This is a genomic window from Ectothiorhodospira shaposhnikovii (assembly GCF_047222355.1).
Lineage (GTDB): Bacteria > Pseudomonadota > Gammaproteobacteria > Ectothiorhodospirales > Ectothiorhodospiraceae > Ectothiorhodospira.
The window spans coordinates 3125167-3148350 of sequence record NZ_CP178333.1 but is presented as its reverse complement, the minus strand read 5'-3'; the positions used below and the strand labels follow the sequence as shown (position 1 = coordinate 3148350).

Sequence of the window (23184 nt, the reverse complement as noted above, 5' to 3'; positions counted from 1 at the left end):
CAATCCCGGGAGGTTTTCTCCATGCATCGTCAAATCCTGACCGCATTGATCATCTTGTCGATACCGGCTCTATTGACACTGGGCACCGCCCAGGCGGACCTGGGGCGCATCGCTCCGCCTGAAGGGGCCGCGGTCTACTTCATCAGCCCGGCCGACGGCGATACGGTCACTTCGCCCTTTACCGTGCGCATGGGGCTCAAGGGGGCCGGCGTGGCGCCCGCCGGTGTGGATCGTCCCGATACCGGTCATCACCATCTGCTGGTCAACAAGGATCTGGACGCGGTGAATCTGGACATGCCGCTGCCGTTCACCGACCACACCCTGCATTTCGGCGGCGGGCAGACCGAGGCCGAGGTGAGTCTGCCGCCGGGCCGGCATACCCTGCAGTTGCTGTTCATGGATTATCGCCATGCCAGCTTTGATCCGCCGGTGGTGTCCGAGCAGATCACGGTGACCGTGGAATAGGCGTAAACCCGGATGGTTCTGATAGTATAACCGTCACAAAGGTGCGGCTCCCCGGTAGGGGAACATCACAATAAGGGCACGCTGAACACGTCCCCTTCCGTCACTCCTGCGAAGGCGGGAGTGACGGAGTTTCCAGTCCAAGGCTGGGTTCCCGCGTACGCGAGAATGACGTGTTTCAGAATCTCCACAATAGTGCCGCGCCGGACGGCTTCAACACCACCAAGGGAACACCATCCATGTATATCGGTACCACGCTGACCAATTTCATCATCGAGACCCAGCGCCAGTTCGAGGGGGCCACCGGCGAGTTCACCGGCCTTCTGAACGACATCGCGGTGGCCTGCAAGAAGATCTCCGATCTCGTCAACAAGGGGGATCTGGTGGGGGTGCTGGGCACCGCCGGGTCCGAGAACGTCCAGGGGGAGCAGCAGAAGAAGCTGGACATCATCTCCAACGAGATCTTCATCGAGGCCCTGGCCCACAACGGCCATGTGGCCGGCCTGGCCTCGGAGGAGATGGATGATGTCCATCACCTGCCGGAGAGCGCCCCCAGGGGCAAGTACCTGGTGCTGTTCGATCCCCTGGACGGTTCCTCCAATATCGACGTCAATGTCTCGGTGGGGACCATCTTCTCCATCCTCAAGGCCCCGCCGGGGGTGAAGAATCCTTCCAAGGAGGACTTCCTCAAGCCCGGCACCGAGCAGGTGGCCGCCGGTTACTGTCTCTACGGCCCTTCCACCATGATGGTGTTGACCACGGGGCGGGGTACCAACATGTTCACCCTGGACCGGGATTTCGGTGAATTCCTGCTCACCCATTCCAACGTGCAGATCCCGGCGGATACTCAGGAATTTGCCATCAACACCTCCAACATGCGGTTCTGGGAGGCGCCGGTGAAGCGCTACATCAGCGAGTGCCTGGAAGGCAAGGACGGTCCCCGCGGCAAGGACTTCAACATGCGCTGGATCGCCTCCATGGTGGCCGAGGTGCATCGCATCCTCACCCGGGGCGGCATCTTCATGTACCCCATGGATACCAAAATTCAGGCCAAGGGCCAGGGCGGCAAGTTGCGCCTGATGTATGAGGCCAATCCCATGGGCTTCATCATCGAGCAGGCCGGAGGCGCCGCCACCACGGGACGGGAGCGCATCATGTCCCTGAACCCCGAGGACATCCACCAGCGGGTGCCGGTGGTGCTGGGGTCGCGCCACGAGGTGGAGCGGGTGACCGCCTATCACCACGAATGATGTCACCGGGACCCGGCTTTTGCCGGGTCCCGCCGTTTTGGGGAACATCCACCGTAGCGGCCCCGAGCGGGTCAGGAGGTTGCCATGAACCCTGTTCGATCGTTCACGCTCATCCCGGTGTTGCTGCTGGTCGCGCTGTCCGCCTGGAGCGTCGCACCGGCCCAGGAAGCCCGTCTGGAGCCGGGCATGGTCAACCCGGGCTGGGTTGAACCGCCGCCCTGGTTCCATGAGTCCTTTCTGGATATTCGGGAAGACGTTCAGGAGGCCACGGATGCCGGTCGGCGACTCATGCTGTATTTCTATCAGGACGGTTGTCCCTACTGCGAAAAGCTGGTGCGGGACAATTTCGGCCAGCGCGACATCGCCGACTTGACCCGGCGGCATTTCAACGTCATTGCCATCAACATGTGGGGGGATCGGGAAGTCACCGACATGGCCGGGCACGACACCACCGAGAAGGATTTTGCCCGGGATCTGAATGTCCAGTTCACCCCCACCCTGCTGATGTTCAACGAGGAGTTCCAGGTGGTCGGACGGATCAACGGCTATTTCGAGCCCCATCGATTCCGCGCGGCGCTATCCTGGATCGGGGAGCGGCGGGAAAACGACATCAGCTTCCAGGCGTATTTCGAACAACTGTCGCCGGAGCCCGCCACGGGGGTGCTGCATGCCCGCGACGGCTGGCTGCAGCCGCCCCATGACCTGGCCTCGGCCCTGAGAGAGGATGGCCGGCCCCTGCTGGTGTTGTTCGAGCAGGCCCAGTGCTCCGCCTGCGATGAACTGCACCTGGATATCCTGGCCCGCCCCGACAGCGAGGCGCTGCTGGCCCGGTTCCAGGTGGCGCAGATCGATGTCGCCGGCCGTGACAGGGTCATCACCCCCGAGGGCGAGCAGACCAGCGCGGCGGCCTGGGCACGGGACAGCGGTGTGCTCTACACCCCCACGCTGGCTTTCTACACCCCCGAGGACGGCGAGGTGATCCGGGCCGAAGGCTATCTGCGGACCTTCCATGTGCAATCCCTGATGGAATATGTGCTCACCGGCGCCTACCGGGACGAGCCGGAGCTGCAGCGCTACCTGGACCGGCGCGCCCAGTCCCTCTATGAGCAGGGGATCGAGGTGGATCTGATGGACTGATCCCTGTCCGGGCTGCATCGGTCCCCCGCCTTGAGTTACCCTAGCGGGTCATCCAGTCGTCAAGCCGGGAGTCTGCATCTTGGTCAAGGGAACCCTCTTCATCGTGTCCGCACCCTCCGGGGCCGGCAAGACCAGCTTGGTGGCTGCCTTGCTGGAGGCCCGTCCGGATCTGGTGGTGTCCGTCTCCCACACCACCCGTCCGCCCCGGCAGGGGGAGGTGGACGGTACCCACTATCACTTCGTCAATGCGGAGCAGTTCCTGGGCATGATCGAGGACAAGGCCTTTCTGGAGCATGCCCGGGTCTTTGACCATTATTACGGCACGTCCCGGGCCGCGGTGGAGGCGGAACTGGATCAGGGCCGGGACGTGATCCTGGAGATCGACTGGCAGGGCGCCCAGCAGGTCCGTCAGCTGATGCCCGACTGCCAGTCCATTTTCATCATTCCGCCCTCCCGGGACACCCTGCGTGCCCGACTCCAGGCCCGGGGCAAGGACAGCGCCGCCGTGATCGAACGGCGCATGCAGGACGCGGTCAAAGAAATGACTCACTATGTGGAATACGACTACTTGGTGGTCAACGACTGCTTCGAGGATGCCCTGGCGGACCTGAAGGCCATCTTTACCGCCAACCGGCTGCGCATGTGGCCCCAGCACCACAGCAAACGGGCGTTGCTGAGCGAATTGCTGGCATCCCGGTGCCCGAACCCCTAATATTGAACGTTTTCCCGCCGTTTTTTCAGGAGTACTGCCGGCCATGGCACGAGTGACCGTAGAAGACTGTCTCGACAACGTGGAAAACCGTTTCCACCTGGTACTGGTGGCCGCCAAGCGTGCCCGTCAGCTTGCCGGAGGCACCAACCCCCAGGTGGAGTGGGAGAACGACAAGCCCACCGTGGTCGCCCTGCGGGAGATCGCCGCCGGTCTGGTGGGGCCGGAAGTCCTGGACGAAGTGGCCGCCCGTGACCACGCCGCACAGTCCAAGATCAGTGACGAGGAGGTCAACTCGGAGATCTAGCCCCGTCTGCGGATTGCTCCGGGAACCGCAACAGGGCCACTCCGCGTGACAGCCGCCATGGTCGAGAGCGCCCCCACCCCCACGATACCCAGCCCGCAGCCGTTGGATTCCACCCGATTCATGGCCGGCGACCTGTGCGCGTATCTGGAATGCTATCTGGAGCCGGAGCAGATCAAGGAAGTCTATCGGGCCTATCTGTTCGGAGCGGAGGCCCACGAAGGGCAGACCCGTCAGAGCGGCGAGCCCTACATCTTCCATCCCCTGGCCGTGGCCAAGACCATGGCCGAGATGCGGATGGACTACAAGAGCATCATCGCCGCCATCCTCCATGATGTCATGGAGGATACCCACATCAGCAAGGAACGCATCATCGAGGAGTTCGGCGAGGACGTGGCCGAGCTGGTGGATGGTGTTTCCAAGCTCACCCACCTCAAGTTTCGCTCCAAGGCCGAGGCCCAGGCCGAGAATTTCCGCAAGATGATGCTGGCGATCACCCGCGACCTGCGGGTGATCCTGGTGAAGCTGGCCGACCGTCTGCACAACATGCGCACCCTGGGCGCACTGCGGCCGGACAAGAGCCGGCGGGTGGCCCGGGAGACCCTGGATATCTACGCCCCCATCGCCCAGCGCCTGGGCATGAATGCCATTCGCCGGGAACTGGAGCTGCTCGGTTTTGCCGCCCACTATCCCATGCGCCACAAGGTGCTGGATGCCGCGGTCAAGAAATCCCGGGGCCATCGCAAGGAGGTGATGCAGAAGATCGAGACCGCCATCTGCGGTCGCATGGAGGAAGTGGGGATCGAGGCCCGCATCGTCGGCCGGGAAAAGAACCTCTACAGCATCTACCGCAAGATGAAGCAGAAACGTCTGTCCTTCTCGGAGGTCTATGACGTCTTCGCCATCCGCATCATCGTCGCCGACGTGGATACCTGTTACCGGGCCCTGGGGGTGGCGCACAATCTTTACAAGCCGGTACCGGGGCGCTTCAAGGACTACATCGCCATTCCCAAGGCCAACGGTTATCAGAGCTTGCACACGGTGTTGTTCGGGCCTCACGGCATCCCCATCGAGGTGCAGATCCGCACCGAGGAGATGGACCGGGTGGCGGAGACCGGCATCGCCGCCCACTGGCTCTACAAGGCCGGGGACCGGCACTCCGCCACCGCCCAGGACCGGGCTCGGGAGTGGCTCAAGGGGGTGCTGGAGATCCAGCAGGCCGCCGGCAACTCCATGGAGTTCCTGGAAAACGTCAAGGTGGACCTGTTCCCCGAGGAGGTCTACATCTTCACCCCGCAGGGAGACATCATGGAACTGCCCCGGGGCGCCACCGTGGTGGATTTTGCCTACGCCGTACATTCCGACGTGGGCAACACCTGCGTGGCGGCCAAGATCGACCGTCGCCTGGCACCGCTTTCCACCCCGCTGGAGAGTGGTCGCACGGTACAGATCATCACCGCTCCCGGTGCTCGCCCCAATCCCGCCTGGCTGAACTTCGTGGTCACCGGCAAGGCCCGCACGGCCATTCGGCATTACCTCAAGAACCTGCAGCAGGACGAGGCGGTCGGCCTTGGCCGCCGGCTGCTGGAAAAGGCCTTGTCGGTCTATGAACTGTCCCTGGAACAGGTGCCCGAGGAACGCCTGAGGGCGTTGCTCGAAGAATTACAGCTACCGGACGTCAAGGCGTTGCTGGCGGACGTGGGGCTGGGCAATCGCATGGCCGCCTTGGTGGCCCGACGCCTGTCCGTGACGGAGGATGCCGATGCCTCGGCCATGGAAACCACTCCGGCGGGCATGGGGCGGCCCCTGGCCGTGAAGGGCACCGAAGGCATGGTGCTGTCCTTTGCCAAGTGCTGCAATCCCATCCCCGGCGATCCCATCGTCGGGGTCATGAGCACCGGGCGCGGCCTGGTGGTCCACCGGGAACACTGCCGCAACGTGGCCGATTACCGGGACAAGCCGGACAAGTGGATCACGGTGGAGTGGGCGCCGGACGGCAGCCAGGAATATGCCGCCAGCGTGCGTATCCAGACCGCCAACAAGCGGGGCGTGCTGGCCAGTCTGGCGGCGGGGATCGCGGACATGGGCTCCAATATCGAGCACGTTTCCTTCGACGAACGGGATGGTCACGCCACCACCATCACCTTCACCCTGAGCGTCCGCAACCGCAAGCATTTGGCGGACATCATGCGTCGCCTGAGGCGTATTCCCGAGGTCCTGCGCATCGCTCGCGCCAGAGGCTGACGAGCCGGGCGAGATGAGGGCGGGGTTTTCGGGGCCGGGCAGGGTGTCCTGGCCCCGCTGGCTGTCACCCAGCCGTCATTCGCTGCTGACGGCGCCTCGGGCCGCGCCCTTGGAGGCGCCCGCCGGCTTCTTGAAGGTCTTTTTGGCGCGAGGACCGTTCCCGCTGCTTCCTGATCTTGGCTGTCTGGCCCCGCGGGCCTGACGCGGACTGCTGCCGCGTGTTTCGGCGGCTTGCTTCTCACCGCCGGAGACCTGGTTGACGGGCGCCAGGGAGATCTCCAGTTCGATGATCTCGTCCCATTGCTCCTCAGTGCGCTGGTTGTCGGGGATTGCCAGCAGGGTCTGCAGGCGTCGACGGGGTGAAATCGCTTGGGAAGTATCGTTCATGGCTAGGACATCATGGGGTTGGGCGCCTGGGGCGCTGCGGGAAAAGACTGGGACAGGGCATCTGTCATGGTCATGACTCCTGTTCATCGGAGGAAGAGCGGTCCGGGTCAGGCCCGGGCCTTGTCAATGAGTTCCCCGGCAATCTCAAGGATGTCGTCGAAGCTGCGGGCCTGTTCGCCGACCACGACGAAACGGCCGTCGACCACCAGAGTGGGGACGCTGTTGATGCCGAAGCGGGCCTGCAGGCGATCGTTGCGGGCCACCTGGGCACGAATATGGGAGGCATTGAACACCTGGCGGAATGCCTCGGTATCCACGTCCTTGTCCGCCAGCCAGTCCAGAATGGCGGTTTCGGTGAACAGGGGTTCCCGGTCCACGCCGACGGCGTCGAATACCGCCTGATCCAGTTCAGCGGCCAGGCCGGTTTCCTCCAGGGCCAGTGCCAGGCGGGCCAGATTGGCCCAGGCGGCACGGTTGAAGGAGATGGGGATGCGTCGGAACACCACGTCGTCGGGCAGTTCCGCCAGCCAAGGCTTCATCACCCGGGCCAGCTGGCCGCAGAAGGGGCAGCCGTAGGAAAAGAACTTGGCCAGCTCGATCTTGCCTTCGGGGGCTTCCGACTGGGGCCGGGCGATGGCGCGCCAGTCCTGTCCTTCCACCAGTCCCGCCAGGACGTTGGGCGCCAGGGCGACCCCCAGGCCACCGGCAAGCAATTGGTTGAAACGGCGTCGGCTCAGGGACATGGCATCGCTCCAGGGGCTGGTTGGGTGGTACAAGGGTTCATCGTGTCGCCATTCATGATGTGGACGAACGGTGCCCATCGGCTGGGCTGACACCCCGTTATCCCGGACAGGGCCGGGTCCGACTGGGAGATTCTGTTGGGGTGCCGGTGTCACCGGTATGCGGACGTCATGATCCGCCTAACGCCGCCCGGGCGGCAATACAGCATTTCCCGTCCGGGAAGGCGGGGCCGCATCACCGTCGGGTCCGGGACTCGACGGTCTGATGATTCATGGTGCCTTGTCCGTGGTCTTTCAAGGCCTGACCGGCAGTATGGCCTGCTTGACAGACGAAAGGCCGTGCGGGTGATTGTGGATGATTATAAAGGCTTTGCGGAAGATTTGCCCGTTTACCGGGTTCAGCCCTGGCTGATCTGGATCAAGCGTGCGATGAAGAACACGCTCAGCAGCAGCCAGCCGACCGGGTAGGGGAACATCCCCACGTACCAGGCCGTCAATGTGCCCAGCAGCAGGGCGCCGATGATCAACAGGGGGATGTCCATGGGAAGGTCCTCCGGGCTTGTTATCATTGGAGCGCATCTTGCCGGGCGTTGTTCCCTCCCGGCCGCCGCCGCCCCCTGAAGGATGTCCATTCCCGTGACACTGGAACTGCTTGATCTTGCCCTGATCGTGATCGCCGCCTTTGTGGCCGGCATCATCAACGCCCTGGCGGGAGGGGGGAGTTTTCTCACCCTGCCGGCCCTGGTCTTTACCGGCGTGCCCCCGGTGGCCGCCAACGCCACCGGCACGGCGGCGCTGTTGCCCGGTTATCTGGCCAGCGCCTGGGCCTACCGGGACCTGATCCGGGCGCCCCGGGGAATGACCGTGCTGGGGGTGGTGCTCATCGGTACGGCCGGGGGCGCGGTGGGGGCCTTGCTGCTGCTGGCGACCTCCAACGAGGCCTTCCGGGTGATCGTGCCCTGGCTGTTGCTCTTTGCCACCCTGCTGTTTGCCTTCGGGCCGCGTCTGAACCAGTACCTGGCGCGACGCAGCCACGGCACCGGCGGCTTCTGGGGGCGACTCGGCGTGCTGGGCGTGTGCGGCTACGGCGGCTATTTCAACGGCGGCATGGGCATTGTCATGCTGGCCATGTTCCGCCTGCTGGGGGTCAATGACCTGAACGTGGCCAACGGGCTGAAGAACCTGCTCTCCGCCGTGCTCACCTTGATGGCGGTGGTCATCTATGCCTGGGGCGGCGCCATCTCCTGGCCCGAGATCCCCCCCATGGCCCTGGCGGCGGTCCTGGGTGGCCTGGCCGGTGCCCGCATCGGCCGGGTACTGCCGCCGGCACTCCTGCGCAACGGCATCGTGGTGGTCGGCACGGTGACCACGGTGCTGTTCTTTTTACATTGATTCGACGTCAAACCGCGGCCTACCACCCGATCGCCCCCGGCAGCCACAGCACGATTCCCGGGAACAGGATCAGCAGCCCCAGGGCCAGCAGCTGGATGATCACGAAGGGGATCGCCCCCCGGTAGATGTCCGCGGTTCGTATCCCCCTGGGCGCCACCCCCTTCATGAAGATCAGCGACCACCCGAAGGGCGGTGTCAGGAACGAGGTCTGCAGGTTCATGGCGATGAGGATGGCAATCCACACCATGGAGAATTCCGGATAGCCGGCCAGGAAGGGCATGAACAGGGGAACGGCGATGTAGGTGATCTGGATCCACTCCAGGAAGAATCCCAGCAGGAAGATCAGCAGCATCATGAACAGCAGGGTGCCGTAGGGGCCGCCGGGCACCCAGTCGAACATGGCCTCCACCAGGAACTCCCCGTCCAGCCCCCGGAACGCCAGGGCGAACACCTGGGAGGCAATCAGCACGAAGAACACCATGGCGGTGATGCGCACCGTGATGATCAGTGCCTCATTGAACACCGGCAGGCTCAGGCGCCGCATCAGCGCCGCCACCACCACCGCGCCCACGGCTCCCACGGCGGCGGCTTCGGTGGGGGCGGCGATGCCGCCGATGATGGCCCCCAGCACCGCCCCCACCAGGGCCAGGGGCGGCAGTACCGAGGTGAAAAGATCCTTCCAGAGCTGGGCCTTGCTCATGGTGGCCCGTTCCGCGGCGTCAATGGCCGGTACGTCCGCCGCGTTGTACCAGGCCAGGAACAGGAGGTAGAGCACGTAGAGTCCGGCCAGCAGCAGGCCCGGCACCAGGGCGGCGGCGAACAGGCTGCCCACGGACAGGTTCATGGTATCCGCCAGCACCAGCAGTACCAGGCTGGGGGGGATGATCTGCCCCAGGGTGCCCGAGGCACAGATGGTGCCGCAGGCCACCGACGGCTTGTAGCCCCGTCGGATCAGGGTGGGCAGGGCCATGAGGGTGAGGGTAACGATGGCCGCCCCGACGATGCCCGTGGCCGCGCCCATGAGCACGCCCACCAGGATCACCGCCAGGGCCATGCCGCCGGGCAGGGCGCCGCTGGCATGGCCGATCACTTCCAGCATGCGTTCCGCCACCCGGGTCTTGTCCAGCATCACCCCCATGAACACGAACAGCGGGATGGCCAGCAGGGTGTAGTTGGTGATGGTGCCGAAGATCCGTGAGGGCAGCAGCTCGAATAGCCAGCCCTCGAACCCGATGAAGCCGAACACGAACCCCACGGCGGCAATGGCGAAGGCCACCGGCATCCCCGTGAGCACCAGGATGAAAAAGGCGCCCACCATCATCAGCGCGATGTACTCAAGGGGCATGGGCAATCCTCCGGCGGGACCCGGGGCGACGGTAATGGAAAAGCAGGCGGCGGCCGATGCTCAGGGTCTGCCGCAGGGCCTCGCTGATAATGAGGGCAAAGCCCAGCAGGATCATGGCCTTGGGCAGGAACAGCCAGGGCATGCCGCCGGCGTTGGGCGAGCCCTCGCCGCGTACATAGGAGATGCTGACGAAGGGCCAGGTGTAGAACAGGACCAGGGCCGCGATGGGGATGGCCACCAGCACCATGGTGATGCCGTTGAGCCACAGCTTGCCCACGCGGCTCAGACGATGGGAAAAGACGTCCACCCGAACGTGTTCATCGGAACGCATGGCATAGGCAATGCCGGTCATCACGCTCAGGGAGAGCAGATACCACTCCAGTTCCTGCAGCCACACGGCGCCGGTGCCGAGGGCGTAGCGGGCGGTCATGTTGCCGAAGATCAGCAGGATCATGGCAGCCATGGCGATGGCCGAGATTCCACCGGCCAGACTGGTGATCCGGTACAGCACATGCTCGAAGCGAAGGAGGAGGCGGGACATGACGATCTCCGATGATCCCGTCAGTGGGTCGGAGGAGCCCCACCCCGTGGGTGGGGCTCCGGAGCAGGCTCAGGCCAGGATCTTTCCTCCCAGGTCCCGGATTTGGGTCTGGAAAGCCGTTTCCGAGTTCTGCTGCCAGCGGTCATGGCGGGCCTTGAAGCGGAAATAGCTCTCGTGCACCTTGCGCACCAAGGGATCCCTGGCTGCCCGGTCGCCGAGGATGTCCCGGGTGGCCTCCAGCAAGGCCTGAATCACGTCGTCGGGCAGCGGTCCGAACTGCACCCCGTGATTGGTCACCAGGTCGTCCAGGGCATCGGCGTTTCTGGCCTCCAGCCAGGTGTGGGAGGTGATGTTGCAGGCCGCGGCGGCATTGCGCATGATGGCCTGCAGGTCCTTGGGCAGGGACTCCCAGGCACGGCGGTTGACCACCACCTCGGTGCTGGTGGCCGGTTCGTGCCAGCCGGAGGAATAGTAGAACTTGGCGGCCCGGTGCAGCCCCAGTTCACGATCGGAGTAGGGACCCACCCACTCCGCCGCGTCGATGGCGCCCCGCTCCAGGGCGGCAAACAGCTCACCGCCCGGCAGCAGGCGGGCATTGGCGCCGATGGCGTTGTAGATGTCTCCGGCCAGTCCCGGCATGCGGATGTTCAGGCCGCGAAAATCCCGCAGACCCTCGACCGGGCGCCGGAACCAGCCCACCGGCTGCACCCCGGTGCAGCCCACCACCAGGGGGACCAGGTCAAAGGGCTTGTAGACTTCCTCGTACAGTTCATAGCCGCCCCCCTCGTTGAGCCAGGCGTTGTGACCCTGGAAGGTCATGCCGAAGGGGACGGTGGTGAAATACTGGGCGGCGAAGGATTTGCCGGCCCAGTAATAGGCGCAGCCGTGATTGAGCTGGACCTGGCGGCCGGAGGACGCGGCATCGAAGCCCTCGAAGGCGGGCACCAGTTCATTGGCGGAATAGACCCGGATGCGGATACGGCCATTGGACATCTCCTCCACCCGTCGGGCGAAGTCGGTGGCGCTGCCGGGGCCGGTCTGGAAGAAGGGCAGGCCGGCGGGCCAGGTGGTGGTCATGCGCCAGTTGAAACGCTCCTGGGCCTTGACGATGGCCGGTGCCCCGATGATGGCGGCTCCGGTGGCCACGGCGGTGCCGGCCTTGAGAAAATCACGACGCTTGATGGACATGGCCTTGATGCTCCTCGGTGGTGGGTTCATTGTGATGTTGTTTTTTGGAATATGAACCAAACCGGTTGCGCGTGACAACCTCGCGCCGACTAGGTCGGTGGCGCTTCGAGCAGTCGCTCGATGTCCCCCGCGATGGCTTCCGGCGGCACATTGGGGGCATAGCGCCGGACGGTCCGGCCGTGGCGGTCCACCAGAAACTTGGTGAAGTTCCACTTGATGCCCTGGGAGCCCAGCAGACCTGGCGCGGCGGCCTTGAGGTGACGGAACAGGGGATGGGCGCCGGCGCCGTTGACCTCCACCTTGGCGAACATGGGAAAGCTCACCTGGAAGCGGGTGGTGCAGAAGTCGGCGATCCGGGCCTCGTTGCCCGGTTCCTGGTTGCCGAACTGATTGCAGGGAAAGCCCAGTACGTCGAATCCCCGGTCATGGAAACGATCCTGCAGGGCCTGCAGGCCGTTGTACTGTTTGGTGAATCCACAGTGGCTGGCGACGTTGACGATCAGCAGGACGCGGCCTTGGAATTCTGACAGGGCGCGGGTCCGGCCCTGAATGTCGTCGGCCTCGAAGGTATGGACAGTGCCGGGTGCGGCGGCCATGGGGAGCGCTCCGTGAGAGAGGGGGAAAGGCATGGGTTTCCCGCAGCATATCCCGGCCACGAAGCGAAAAAAAACCCGGCATTGCCGGGCTTTTCATCACTGCAAATGGTGCCGGCAATAGGAGTCGAACCTACGACCTTCGCATTACGAATGCGCTGCTCTACCAACTGAGCTATGCCGGCGGGCACCGAAACCGGTTGGATCCTTGCACAGACCGCCGGAAGGGGCGCGGCAGGTGCGTGGAAAGGCTGCTAAGTTTAGTGCATGAGGCGTCAGGACTCAACACAGACCGTTCAACGGAGGAGGCATCACCATGAGCCAATTCAATGACAAGGTTATCGTCATCACCGGCGCGGCGGGGGGCATCGGTGAGGCCACCGCCCGTCTGCTGTACGCCCAGGGGGCCAGGCTGCTGCTGACGGACCGGGAGGCGGATGGGGTGGAGGCGCTGGCCGCGGCGCTGGGGGAGCGGGCGGCGGGGATGGCCGTGGATGTCAGTCGACGGGAGGAGAACCAGGCCATGATCCAGGCGGCGGAACAGCGTTTCGGGGCGGTGCACGGCGTATTCCTCAATGCCGGCATCGAGGGCCGTGTGGGGCCGCTGGCATCCACCACCGATGAGGATTGGGAGCGGGTCTTCGCGGTCAATCTGCACGGGGTGCGTCATGGCCTGCAGGCGGCGGTACCGGCGCTGCGTCGGGCCGGAGGGGGCGCCATCCTGATCACCGCCAGCGTGGCCGGAGTACGGGGAGCGGCCGGGCTGGCGCCCTATGTCAGCAGCAAGCACGCGGTGATGGGGATGATGCGCTGCGCCGCCGTGGAACTGGGGCCGGAGGGCATCCGGGTGAACACGGTCAACCCCGGTCCGGTGGACAACCGGATGATGCGCTCCATCGAGGAGCAGGCAAACCCGGGACACGGCGACGAGGTCAAGCACGACTTCGTCACCCGCATCCCCTTGGGGCGCTATTCCACCAACGAGGAGATCGCCGCCGTGGCCGCGCTGCTTCTGTCCGACGCCGGCAGTGGCATCACCGGTGCCCATTATCTGGTGGACGGGGGCATGACCGCCCACTGACGGGGGGTGTCCCGCGCCGGATCAGTCTTCCAGGTAGGTGTACCCGGACAGGCCGTTGTCCAGTTCCTGGAGGATCTGCCGCTGCGTGGCTTCGTCCAGGCCCGCGGCCGCCACCTTGGTGCGATAGGCGCTCGCCAGCAACTCGGTGTCGAAGTGCACGTAGCGCAGCAGCTCCTCCACCGTGTCTCCCTGTTCCGGTTCCACCACCTCGTAGCCGCCGTCCCGGGTCAGCACCACGTTGATGGCGTCGGTGTCGCCGAACAGATTGTGCAGGTCGCCCAGGATTTCCTGGTAGGCCCCGACCATGAAGATCCCCAGCAGATATTGTTCCCCGGGGCGGAACTCGTGCAGGGGCAGACTGGGGACGATGGTCTCGCCGTCCACGTAGCGGTCCACGTGGCCGTCGGAGTCGCAGGTGAGATCCTGCAGCACCCCCAACCGGGTGGGGCGCTCGTCCAGCCGGTGCAGGGGCATGATGGGGAAGATCTGGTCGATGGCCCAGACGTCCGGGATGGACTGAAACACGGAGAAGTTGCAGAAATACTTGTCCGAGAGCTTTTCCGTGAGTTCGTCGGCGATATCCCGGGGCAGGCGCTGGGCATGCCGGGTCAGCAGGCGTCGGCAGGTGGCGAAGTAGATCTGCTCCGCCAAGGCCCGGTGCTCCAGGTCCAGCAGGCCGTGGGTGAACATGGACTGCACTTCCCGCAGCCAGTCCACCATGGTGTGGAAGACTTCGGTGGGGGCACTCTCGGCAGTGCGTTCGAACAGGCTCCACATGTCCAGCAGTACCGCCGGGGCCTCCTCGTCGGGGGGCTGGATGTCGGCGGCCACCGGCGCACGCTCGGTGTCGATCACATTGGTGATCAGCACCGCGTGATGGGCGGTCATGGCACGACCGGACTCGGTGAAGATCTCCGGTGGCGGCAGGTCGTATTCCCGGCAGGTGTTGGCCAGGATGCGCACCAGGCTGTCGGCATAGTCCTGCAGGCTGTAATTGATGGAACACAGGTTGCGGGAGCGGGTGCCCTCGTAGTCCACCCCCAGGCCGCCGCCGGCGTCCACCACCTGGATGGGGGCGCCCAGACGATGCAGTTCGGCAAAGAAGCGGGAGGCTTCGTACATGCCTGACTGGATGTCGCGGATGTTGGCGATCTGGGAACCCATGTGGAAATGCAGCAGCTGCATGCAGTCCAGCATGTCGTGGTCCCGCAGCTGGTCCAGCAGCTTCAGGGCCTGGGCGGCGGAGAGGCCGAACTTGGCCTTTTCGCCACCGGTGTTCTGCCACTTGCCCTTGCCCATGGAGGCCAGCCGCACCCGCATGCCCAGGGAGGGGCGGACCCCCAGGTCGCGGGCGGCCTCGATGACGCCGTTCAGCTCCGAGGGTTTTTCGATGACGATGTAGACCCGGTGTCCCAGCAGCTGGCCGATCATGGCCAGACGCAGGTATTCCCGGTCCTTGTAGCCGTTGCAGACGATCACCCCGCCGGGGCGGGCCAGGGCCAGCACCGCCATCAGTTCCGGCTTGCTGCCTGCCTCCAGGCCCACCCGCTCGCCGCCACAAGTGAGGATGCGCTCCACCACGCTGCGTTGCTGATTCACCTTGATGGGATAGACGGCGGTGTAGCGGCCGGGGAACTCGTTGTCCTCGATGGCCTGATCGAAGGCCTCGGTGAGTCGCTTCACGCGGTCGCAGAGGATGTCCGGAAAGCGCACCAGCACCGGCACGTCGATGTTCAGGCCGGATACATGGTTCACCAGTTCGAACAGGTCCACGCCCGGATGCCGGGCATGGGCGGGCGGCCGGACGATCACGCGGCCCTGCTCATTGATGTGAAAGTAGTCGCCGTTCCAGTGGGGGATATTGTAGGTCTGGCGGGCGTTATCCGTCGTCCAATCTGTCATGATGGGCCTTGTCGATCAGCGCGAATGAAGGGGCGGCCTCGCTGGGACGCCGACCCGGTAAAGCGGGCGTATGATACTCCCTATGCCGTGCCGCCGGGGAGCCTGCAACGGGCTTTTCGACAGCCGGTGGCTCGATGGGTTTCATCCGGCCTTCAGGCGGTCCAGCCGCAGTCGCTCCCGCTCGTCGAACAGGCGCCGGGATCCCAGCCAAATGGCCCCCAGGGTACCGAATCCGGTGCCCGCGGTGATGAGAAACATCACCAGAATCTGGTATTTCACCGCTTCCATGGGCGGTGTGCCCGCCAGGATCTGACCGGTCATCATGCCGGGCAGACTGACGATGCCCGCCGCCGCCATCGCATTGATGATGGGCATCAGGCCGCTGCGGGCGGCATCCCGGCGAATGTCCCGAATCGCCTCGGTCCAGGTCTGCCCCAGGATCAGGCGGCCCTCGATCACCCGGCGTTGTTGCCAGGCGGACTGGGTGAGACGGTCCAGGCCCAGGGCGATCCCGGTCATGGTGTTGCCCAGCAGCATGCCCAGCAGGGGGATGGCGTACTGGGGCTCCCACCAGGGTGCCGGGCCGATGATGACGGTCAACGCAAACACCGTGGCGGTGAAGGCGGACGCGAACATGGCCAGGGTACCGATGCCGTAGGCCCACCAGCCGGTGAATCGTCGCCCCTGTCGGGCCACCACTTCCCGGCCCGCCACCAGCAGCATCACCAGTGCCATGATGGCCACCCAGTGCAGGGCGGCATGCTCGAACAGGGTCTTGAGCACCAGGCCGATCAGCAGCAGTTGCACCACCGTGCGGGCGGCCGAGACCAGCAGGCTCTTCGACAGCCCCATGCCCACCCGGCTGGTCAGCGCCGCCAGGGCAATCACCAGCAGGGCCGCCAGAGTAAGGTCCAGGGGTGACAGGGCGATGACGTTCATCCGTTTGACTCCATCAGTTGACCGCTTTCCATCAGGAGGAGGCGGCCACCCAGGCGGCTACGCTGCTCCGCGTCATGGCTGACCCACAGGGCGGCGGCATCGCTGTCGCGCAGATAATCCCGGATCAGGCCTTCCATGATCAGGGTGTTGTCCGGGTCCAGATTGGCGGTGGGTTCGTCCAGCAGCAGGACCCGGGGCCGGTTCTGCAGTACCCGCACCAGCGCCAGGCGTTGCCGTTCTCCGCTGGAGAGCCGGTCCACGGTCCAGGTGCGCACATCCGGGCCGAAACCCAGGGCTTCCAGCCAGTGTTCACCGCCCGGTTGCAGATGTTCACCCACCGTGTCCGCCCACCAGGCCGGGTCCGCCGGCAGGTAGCCCACCCGGCGTCGCCAGTCGGACCCGCTCAGGGCCTGTCGGGGTTGTCCTTCCAGTCGGATCAGGCCTTCATTGCGATCCAGGTCGGCGATGGCGCGCAGCAGCAGGGACTTGCCGGCACCGGACGGACCGGCCACCTGGGCCAGTTCTCCGGCGCCAAGGGCGAGGTCCAGGGGGCCGACCTGGGGGGTGTGAAGTTGTTGGATCTGGAGCAGCAAGGGCGTGTCCGGCGAATCTTCCGTGAGGGTAGGGGAGGGATGAGGTTCCGAGGAGCGAAATCGATTCATTATAAGGGTCGTGAAGGTGGTCTCCGGGAGACTTGCGCCCATGGCCGGGGTTCGCTAGGGTGAATCCGGTGCCCCCAGCTTATGTAGGTGGTAAGCCTGCGCTGCCAAGGCGGGACAACAGAATATCAGGGACCGGCGCGGGACTCGAATGCCAGGGGCATGCTGCGAGACTGACACGACGAACACACAGGAGAAGAGACGATGAAAGATCGCGACAATACCCTGAGTCGGCGCCGTTTTCTGAAGTTCGGCAGTTATGGTCTGCTGGCCGTGCCAGTGGCAGGCCTGGGCTGGACCACGACGGCCAAGGCCATGGAGCGCCTGAGCGAGGATGATCCCGCTGCTCAGGCCCTGAACTACGTGCATGATGCCTCCGCCGCAGCTGGCCATCCCGCCTATGAGGAGGGGCAGACCTGCCTGAACTGCCTGCTGTACACGGATGCCAGCGCCCAGGACTGGGGTCCTTGCTCCGTATTCCCCGGCAAACTGGTATCCGCCAACGGCTGGTGCACCGCCTGGGTGGCCCGTTAAATCCCCGACAGGAACCGCCCGGCCCAAGGCCCGGGCGGTTCCGATGACCCTGCCTCACTTAGCAGGACGTGATTTCCACTCTCGCCCGTCCGGTTCGGCTGATGACGATCCGCCGCCCCGTCTCCCCATGGCATAGCCACACCGACCCCATCTGCAGCGCGCCGTTCAGACGACGGGTCTGGCCGTCGTTGCGATAGGCAATGTATTCCCCCATTGTGCCATTGGTGTGGATGGTCACCGACGCGGGCACGGGGCCAAAATGACGAATGACCGTGGCGGGCTGGATCATCGGTCCGGTGACCGGGTGTTCCACCACGCCGACGATCCAGCCTTCCGCATAGGAGGTGTCGGTACATTGCTGCCCGTCCGTGGACGGGCAGAGCAGGGCGTGGCGACCTCGCTTCACGGCTTCCCAGCGGGCCGTGTGGAGGGCACTGATGAAGGTGTTGGTGGTGGTGATCAACTGCTGCTCCCGCACCATGCCCGCAAAACCGGGGATGGCAAGGGTGGCAAGCACCGCGGCAACGGCGAGCGTGATGAGCAGTTCGGTGAGTGTCAGGCCGTATTCCCTGGACATGCGCCTCTCTCCTTGAGGTTCTGACCGCTGATCGGCAGCTTAACCCGGGCGGGTGGTAGGGACAAGCGACAATGGCCGGTATGGGCGCTGTTATAATCCTGCGATTGAGTGGCGGTTCGAGGGTCTGCGCATGACGGTACTGGACGGCGCCCTGTTGGCAGGGTCGGCACTGGTGCTCCTGGGTTACCTGCTGGTGGTCCGGGCCGGATTTCGCCGGGAATTCATCTGGGGCGTGATCAATCTCGTCCCTATTGTCTCGCTGGCCTTCGTGTTGCTGCACTGGCGTCGGGCCCGGACCGGCTTTCTGGTGTCGGTGATGGGGCTGCTGGTACTCGGTGGAGCCCTGTACGGCGGTGCGGATCGGACCGTGGAGCAAACCCTGGATCGGTTCGGCGTGGGGGTGGAAATCCAGATGCCCGTCACCCGCCCCTGGGATGTGGAGTTACCCAATCAGGCCCTGATCCGTCGGATTGAGGAAGAAATCGGGCAACCGCTGGAGATTGCCGAGTACGACCCCTTTGCACCGGTCCAGCCCCTGCCGCCGGCTTCCAGCTTCCGGCTGGAGGCCGATCCCGCGCCCGTGCCCAGGGCCTATCGCACGGCCTTGCCGGCCGAACTGCCCCGGCTTGAGGGCGCGCGCATGCGGCTGGTACTGGGTGACGGGGTGGTTCGGGAGGGCAATCTGATTGCGACCACCCCCACCAGTCTCTACCTGCAGCAGGTCGTCATGGGCGGCCACGTGGCCTTTGAGTACCGGCGCCGGGATATTCAGCGCATGGAGGTCTGGGACCGGGTGGGCGCCGCGCCCCGGTTACCGCCGCCGGCTGAAGTGCAGCCCCCGTCCGATGAGCCTGATGTGATCTTCGAGGCGGATTGAGTCCTTGTCGTGGTTTGCACGGAATTTGCGCCGGGTCAGATGCGGGGGGGAATGACGGGCGGTTGCGGGATTGCCAATGTATGATTGCCAACGTATTGATGCTTGAGCGAAGGAGAACATGGTTTGAGTCACGACACCCACGGCATGCCATGCTACGTCTATCGCAGTAGCCGCAAGCAGGATACCTATCTCTACCTGCCCGCCAAGGATGATTTTTCATCCCTGCCGGAGGCCCTGATGAGGGTGTTCGGCGCGCCGGTGTTTGCCCTGGAGTTCGAACTGACCCCCGAACGCAGGCTGGCCCGGGAGGATGCCGTCCAGGTAATGGAAAACCTCAGAAGCCGGGGATTTCATCTGCAGATGCCGGCGGAGAACGAGACACCGGCCTGATCAGTCCAGAACCTGCGTGTCCTCATGGCGATAGGGGGGCGCGCAGGCACACAGGATGCGCAGGGGCACATCACCGGTATTCCGGACCTTGTGGGCGACCCCGGGCGGTATCCTGACCGTATCTCCCGCATTGACCGGGAAGGCCTGATCTCCCAGATACATCATCCCCTCGCCCTGGGTGAAGTGATAATGCTCCTCGGTCTGCATGTGGCGGTGCAGGCGGGTGTCGGCGCCGGGCTGTACCAAGGCTTCCGCCAGGCTCAGCGCGCCCTCCCCATTCAGGCGGGGATGCATGAGTTCCCGGATTTCCGATCCGTCCAGCGTCTGATAGGGGGCAATGTCCTGATAACGGGTCTTCATGGGAAGGCCTCCTGTGCACAGGGGTTGCAGGGCCTCATGATGCCCAATTTCCCCGCGGAATACCCGTTTTCGTGCGGATAATCCATGGCCTTGCCATATCCGCGCAACCCCGCGGGCTGTATAATCCTCGCCCCCTTTGCCCAACAATCCCCCGGCGGCAGGCCGTTTTCCCCATGACCGACAAGCTTCGCAACATCGCCATCATCGCCCACGTGGACCATGGCAAGACCACCCTCGTGGACAAGCTGCTGCAGCATTCGGGGACCCTGGACGCCCGGGCTCAGGTGGTGGAGCGGATGATGGACTCCAACGCGCTGGAAAAGGAGCGGGGCATCACCATCCTGGCGAAGAACACCGCCCTGGAGTGGAACGGCTACCGGATCAATGTGGTGGATACCCCCGGCCACGCCGATTTCGGCGGCGAGGTGGAGCGGGTGCTGTCCATGGTGGATTCCGTGCTGTTGCTGGTGGATGCGGTCGACGGCCCCATGCCCCAGACCCGCTTCGTCACCGCCAAGGCCTTCGCCATGGGCTTTCGCCCCATCGTGGTGGTGAACAAGATCGACCGCCCCGGCGCCCGTCCCGACTGGGTGGTGGATCAGATCTTCGACCTCTTCGACCGCCTGGGCGCCAGCGAGGAACAACTCGACTTCCCCGTGGTGTATTGCTCCGCTCTCAAGGGTTTCGCCGGCCTGGAGCCGGGTGTGACCGAAGGCAACATGGATCCTCTGTTCCAGACCATCATCGACAAGGTGCCGTCCCCCAGCGTGGACCCGGAAGGCCCGTTCCAGATGCAGGTGTCCTCCCTGGATTACAACACCTATCAGGGTTTGATCGGGATCGGCCGTATCACCCGCGGCAAGATCAGGACCAATACCGCCGTCAAGGTCATGGACCGGGAAAGCAACGTGCGTAACGGGCGCGTGCTCCAGATCCTGGGCTTCCGGGGGCTGGACCGGATGGAAGTGCCCGAGGCCCGTGCCGGTGACATCATCGCCTTCACCGGCATGGATGAACTCTATATCTCCGATACCATTTGCGACCCGGCTGCGGTGGAGCCCCTCAAGGCCCTGACGGTGGACGAGCCTACCGTGAGCATGACCTTCCAGGTCAACACCTCGCCCTTCGCCGGACGTGACGGCAAGTACGTCACCTCCCGCAACCTGCGCGAGCGTCTGATGGAGGAGCTCAAGCACAATGTGGCCCTGCGGGTGGAAGAGACCGACGATCCGGACAAGTTCCGGGTGTCCGGCCGGGGAGAGCTGCACCTGTCCATCCTGATCGAGAACATGCGCCGCGAGGGCTACGAGCTGGGCGTGTCCCGCCCGGAAGTCATCGTGCGCACCCGCGACGGAATCAAGGAAGAGCCCTATGAGATGGTGACGGTGGACGTGGAGGAGCAGCACCAGGGGGGCATTATGGAAAAGCTGGGCAGCCGCCGCGGCGAACTGCTGGACATGATCCCCGACGGCAAGGGCCGGGTGCGTCTGGACTACCGGGTGCCTTCCCGCGGCCTGATCGGTTTCCAGACCGAATTCCTGACCGCCACCTCCGGCACCGGCATCCTGCATCATGTGTTCGACAGTTACGGCGAGTTCCGCGCCGGCGCGGTGGCCCCCCGCAACAACGGGGTACTGATCGCCAACGGCAACGGCAAGGCCCTGGGCTTTGCCCTGTTCAACCTGCAGGAGCGTGGCCGCATGTTCATCGGCCCCGGTGAAGAGGTCTATGAGGGCATGGTCATCGGCATCCACACCCGGGACAACGACCTGGTGGTGAACCCCCTCAAGGCCAAGCAGCTCACCAACATCCGCGCCGCCGGTTCCGACGAGAACATCATCCTGACGCCGCCCCTGCGCCTGTCCCTGGAGCAGGCCCTGGAATTCATCGAGGACGATGAACTGGTGGAAGTCACCCCCAAGGCGATCCGGGTGCGCAAGAAGCTGTTGCTGGAGCACGAGCGCAAGCGCGCCTCCCGCGCCAGCGGCGGCTGATCCGTCCAGTCCCGGCCGTGAATGCTCAGGCCTCACTGGCCCGCCAGCGGTCCATGGCCCGGTAGCTCAGGGCTTCCATCAGGTGGTGCGCCTCGATCCGGGGCGCGCCATCCATGTCCGCTAGGGTGCGGGCGACCCTCAGGATGCGGTGATAGGCCCGAGCCGAGAGCCTGAAACGGTCCATGGCCGTTTCCAGCAACTGTTGGTGGGCCGGGGCCAGCGTACAGATTCCTTCCGCTTCCCGCCCGGACAGGGCCGCGTTCAGTTTCCCCTGCCGTGCCAGTTGCCGGTCCCGGCAGGCGGCCACCCTCGACCTGACCTGCTCGGTGGATTCCGGGGGCGGTCCCGGATCCATCAGCACATCCCGCGGCAGCCGGGGCACCTCGATGGACAGGTCGATCCGGTCCAGCAGCGGGGCCGAGATGCGCCCCCGGTGCCGCCGACGCTGTTCCGGCGTGCAGCGGCAGTGGGGTCCCAGGTCGCAGTCATAGCCCTGGGGGCAGGGATTCATCGCCGCCACCAGCTGGAAACGGGCCGGAAACTCCGCCTGCCGGGCGGCGCGGGAGATGGAGATGCGGCCGGTCTCCAGGGGTTCACGCAGCACGTCCAGGGCCTTGCGATCGAACTCCGCCAGTTCGTCCAGGAACAGAATTCCGTTATGGGCCAGGGAAATCTCTCCGGGTTTGGGGCGTGAACCACCACCCACCAGCGCAATCCCCGAACAGGTGTGATGGGGGGTACGGAAGGGACGGGTCCGCCATCGGGCGGGGTCGATGCCGTGGTGACTGATGGCATGCAGGGCCGCGGTTTCCAGGGCTTCGGTTTCGCTCATGGGCGGTAGCAGTCCCGGCAAGCGGCTGGCCAGCATGGTCTTGCCGGTGCCGGGTGGTCCGATCATCAGCAGGTGATGGCCGCCGGCGGCGGCGGCTTCCAGGGCGCGTCGGGCCTGGGGCTGGCCGCGCACGTCCGTCAGATCCGGTTGCGTGGACGGGTCATCCGTGGTCGAGGGGATCCGTGCATGGGGGGAGAGGGGCGCTTCGTCGCGCAGGTGGGCACAGACTTCCAGCAGATGGTCCGCCGGTATCACGACCACACCGTCCACCAGCACCGCCTCGTCCGCATCGCCCCGGGACAGCATCAGGGTTCGCTGCGCCCGCGCCGCCGCCATGGCCGCGGGCAGTACGCCGCGCACCGGGCGCAGCTCACCGGTCAGGCCCAGTTCTCCCAGGAATTCCAGGCCATTGCAGGCCTTGAGAGGGACCTGTCCGGAGGCCGCCAGGATGCCCAGGGCGATTCCCAGGTCGAAGCGACCGCCCTCCTTGGGCAGGTCCGCCGGTGCCAAGTTGACGGTGATGCGGCGGGCCGGAAATTCGAAGCCGCTGGTCTGGATGGCGGCCCGGACCCGGTCGCGGCTTTCCTTCACGGCCACTTCCGGCAGGCCCACCATCGCAAAGCTGGGCAGCCCGTTGGCCAGATGGACTTCGATGTGAACCGGCGGGGCCTGGATGCCCAGTTGGGCACGGCTGCGGATGACGGCAAGTTGCATGGCTCCTTCCATGGGGCTCGTCCCTGATGCCCG

General features: G+C 65.0%; 25 protein-coding genes and 1 tRNA gene. 12 read left to right on the top strand and 14 right to left on the bottom strand.

The genetic code is table 11. The annotated features are described in order from the left end of the window. Positions 1-21 precede the first annotated feature (21 nt). The 6 genes from ACLF6L_RS14470 to spoT all read left to right on the top strand — a co-directional run bounded on the left by ACLF6L_RS14470 (position 22) and on the right by spoT (position 6106). Positions 22-465, top strand: a complete 444-nt coding sequence (locus ACLF6L_RS14470; protein WP_412851938.1) for a DUF4399 domain-containing protein — start codon at positions 22-24, stop codon at positions 463-465. Positions 466-701: 236 nt separating this feature from the next. Next, complete coding sequence (locus ACLF6L_RS14465) at positions 702-1712, top strand: class 1 fructose-bisphosphatase (protein ID WP_008931449.1); 1011 nt, start codon at positions 702-704, stop codon at positions 1710-1712. A gap of 84 nt (positions 1713-1796) precedes the next feature. Further along, complete coding sequence (locus ACLF6L_RS14460) at positions 1797-2849, top strand: thioredoxin family protein (RefSeq protein ID WP_238616427.1); 1053 nt, start codon at positions 1797-1799, stop codon at positions 2847-2849. Positions 2850-2928: 79 nt separating this feature from the next. Then, positions 2929-3561 (top strand): guanylate kinase, encoded by a 633-nt coding sequence (gene gmk / locus ACLF6L_RS14455; protein ID WP_008931447.1) that lies wholly within the window; start codon positions 2929-2931, stop codon positions 3559-3561. Between the two features lie 43 nt (positions 3562-3604). Then, on the top strand, positions 3605-3865 hold the full coding sequence (gene rpoZ, locus ACLF6L_RS14450) for a DNA-directed RNA polymerase subunit omega (RefSeq protein ID WP_238616426.1): 261 nt from the start codon (positions 3605-3607) through the stop codon (positions 3863-3865). A gap of 57 nt (positions 3866-3922) precedes the next feature. Then, positions 3923-6106 (top strand): bifunctional GTP diphosphokinase/guanosine-3',5'-bis pyrophosphate 3'-pyrophosphohydrolase, encoded by a 2184-nt coding sequence (spoT, locus tag ACLF6L_RS14445; RefSeq protein ID WP_238616425.1) that lies wholly within the window; start codon positions 3923-3925, stop codon positions 6104-6106. Between the two features lie 75 nt (positions 6107-6181). Here spoT and ACLF6L_RS14440 read toward each other — a convergent pair whose 3' ends face one another. The 3 genes from ACLF6L_RS14440 to ACLF6L_RS14430 form a co-directional block, all read right to left on the bottom strand. Next, complete coding sequence (locus ACLF6L_RS14440; RefSeq protein WP_238616424.1) at positions 6182-6493, bottom strand: hypothetical protein; 312 nt, start codon at positions 6491-6493, stop codon at positions 6182-6184. 107 nt (positions 6494-6600) lie between these two features. Continuing rightward, positions 6601-7236, bottom strand: coding sequence for a thiol:disulfide interchange protein DsbA/DsbL (locus tag ACLF6L_RS14435; protein ID WP_238616423.1), 636 nt, complete (start codon positions 7234-7236; stop codon positions 6601-6603). Positions 7237-7631: 395 nt separating this feature from the next. Beyond that, on the bottom strand, positions 7632-7775 hold the full coding sequence (locus ACLF6L_RS14430; protein WP_008931442.1) for a hypothetical protein: 144 nt from the start codon (positions 7773-7775) through the stop codon (positions 7632-7634). Positions 7776-7857: 82 nt separating this feature from the next. Here ACLF6L_RS14430 and ACLF6L_RS14425 point away from each other — a divergent pair, with 82 nt between their 5' ends. Next, positions 7858-8625 (top strand): sulfite exporter TauE/SafE family protein, encoded by a 768-nt coding sequence (locus ACLF6L_RS14425; RefSeq protein ID WP_412851937.1) that lies wholly within the window; start codon positions 7858-7860, stop codon positions 8623-8625. A 19-nt stretch (positions 8626-8644) separates the two neighbouring features. Here ACLF6L_RS14425 and ACLF6L_RS14420 read toward each other — a convergent pair whose 3' ends face one another. The 5 genes from ACLF6L_RS14420 to ACLF6L_RS14400 all read right to left on the bottom strand — a co-directional run bounded on the left by ACLF6L_RS14420 (position 8645) and on the right by ACLF6L_RS14400 (position 12477). Next, positions 8645-9970 carry a TRAP transporter large permease gene (locus ACLF6L_RS14420; protein WP_008931440.1) on the bottom strand — a complete coding sequence of 442 codons (1326 nt, stop codon included), beginning with the start codon at positions 9968-9970 and terminating at the stop codon, positions 8645-8647. Beyond that, on the bottom strand, positions 9960-10511 hold the full coding sequence (locus ACLF6L_RS14415) for a TRAP transporter small permease subunit (RefSeq protein ID WP_008931439.1): 552 nt from the start codon (positions 10509-10511) through the stop codon (positions 9960-9962). Before ACLF6L_RS14415 ends, ACLF6L_RS14420 begins: the two co-directional genes overlap by 11 nt. A 69-nt stretch (positions 10512-10580) precedes the next feature. Beyond that, positions 10581-11699 carry a TRAP transporter substrate-binding protein gene (locus ACLF6L_RS14410; protein WP_008931438.1) on the bottom strand — a complete coding sequence of 373 codons (1119 nt, stop codon included), beginning with the start codon at positions 11697-11699 and terminating at the stop codon, positions 10581-10583. A gap of 89 nt (positions 11700-11788) precedes the next feature. After that, on the bottom strand, positions 11789-12295 hold the full coding sequence (locus tag ACLF6L_RS14405; protein WP_238616420.1) for a glutathione peroxidase: 507 nt from the start codon (positions 12293-12295) through the stop codon (positions 11789-11791). Positions 12296-12401: 106 nt separating this feature from the next. Further along, a tRNA-Thr gene (locus ACLF6L_RS14400) sits at positions 12402-12477 on the bottom strand. Positions 12478-12608: 131 nt separating this feature from the next. Here ACLF6L_RS14400 and ACLF6L_RS14395 point away from each other — a divergent pair. Continuing rightward, entirely contained in the window at positions 12609-13373 is a 765-nt protein-coding gene (locus tag ACLF6L_RS14395; RefSeq protein ID WP_238616419.1) for an SDR family NAD(P)-dependent oxidoreductase, read from the top strand. A gap of 21 nt (positions 13374-13394) precedes the next feature. Here the strand turns inward: ACLF6L_RS14395 and speA are convergent, their stop codons facing one another. The 3 genes from speA to ACLF6L_RS14380 form a co-directional block, all read right to left on the bottom strand. Next, on the bottom strand, positions 13395-15275 hold the full coding sequence (gene speA / locus ACLF6L_RS14390) for a biosynthetic arginine decarboxylase (protein WP_238616418.1): 1881 nt from the start codon (positions 15273-15275) through the stop codon (positions 13395-13397). A gap of 141 nt (positions 15276-15416) precedes the next feature. Then, positions 15417-16214 (bottom strand): ABC transporter permease, encoded by a 798-nt coding sequence (locus tag ACLF6L_RS14385; protein WP_412851936.1) that lies wholly within the window; start codon positions 16212-16214, stop codon positions 15417-15419. Beyond that, a complete protein-coding gene (locus ACLF6L_RS14380; protein WP_238616416.1) occupies positions 16211-16807 on the bottom strand; it encodes an ATP-binding cassette domain-containing protein in 597 nt (198 codons plus the stop codon). Before ACLF6L_RS14380 ends, ACLF6L_RS14385 begins: the two co-directional genes overlap by 4 nt. Positions 16808-17077: 270 nt before the next feature. Between ACLF6L_RS14380 and ACLF6L_RS14375 the strand changes: the two genes are divergently transcribed. Continuing rightward, entirely contained in the window at positions 17078-17407 is a 330-nt protein-coding gene (locus ACLF6L_RS14375; protein WP_412851935.1) for a high-potential iron-sulfur protein, read from the top strand. Positions 17408-17465: 58 nt separating this feature from the next. On the opposite strand, the gene ACLF6L_RS14370 is transcribed toward ACLF6L_RS14375, so the two are convergent. Beyond that, positions 17466-17984, bottom strand: a complete 519-nt coding sequence (locus ACLF6L_RS14370; RefSeq protein WP_412851934.1) for a GspH/FimT family protein — start codon at positions 17982-17984, stop codon at positions 17466-17468. Positions 17985-18114: 130 nt separating this feature from the next. Between ACLF6L_RS14370 and ACLF6L_RS14365 the strand changes: the two genes are divergently transcribed. Both ACLF6L_RS14365 and ACLF6L_RS14360 read left to right on the top strand, forming a co-directional pair. After that, positions 18115-18861: a hypothetical protein gene (locus ACLF6L_RS14365; protein WP_238616413.1), complete on the top strand. Its 747-nt coding sequence runs from the start codon at positions 18115-18117 to the stop codon at positions 18859-18861. 144 nt (positions 18862-19005) lie between these two features. Continuing rightward, positions 19006-19251, top strand: coding sequence for a YcgL domain-containing protein (locus tag ACLF6L_RS14360; protein ID WP_412852795.1), 246 nt, complete (start codon positions 19006-19008; stop codon positions 19249-19251). On the opposite strand, the gene ACLF6L_RS14355 is transcribed toward ACLF6L_RS14360, so the two are convergent. Continuing rightward, entirely contained in the window at positions 19252-19611 is a 360-nt protein-coding gene (locus ACLF6L_RS14355; protein WP_238616412.1) for a cupin domain-containing protein, read from the bottom strand. It lies immediately after the preceding gene. Between the two features lie 173 nt (positions 19612-19784). On the opposite strand from ACLF6L_RS14355, the gene typA reads away from it, so the two are divergent. Continuing rightward, the gene (typA, locus tag ACLF6L_RS14350) at positions 19785-21605 is read left to right on the top strand and encodes a translational GTPase TypA (RefSeq protein ID WP_238616411.1); all 1821 of its coding nucleotides are present in this window, start codon (positions 19785-19787) and stop codon (positions 21603-21605) included. Between the two features lie 25 nt (positions 21606-21630). Here the strand turns inward: typA and ACLF6L_RS14345 are convergent, their stop codons facing one another. Further along, on the bottom strand, positions 21631-23151 hold the full coding sequence (locus tag ACLF6L_RS14345; protein WP_412851933.1) for a YifB family Mg chelatase-like AAA ATPase: 1521 nt from the start codon (positions 23149-23151) through the stop codon (positions 21631-21633). Positions 23152-23184: the final 33 nt, after the last annotated feature.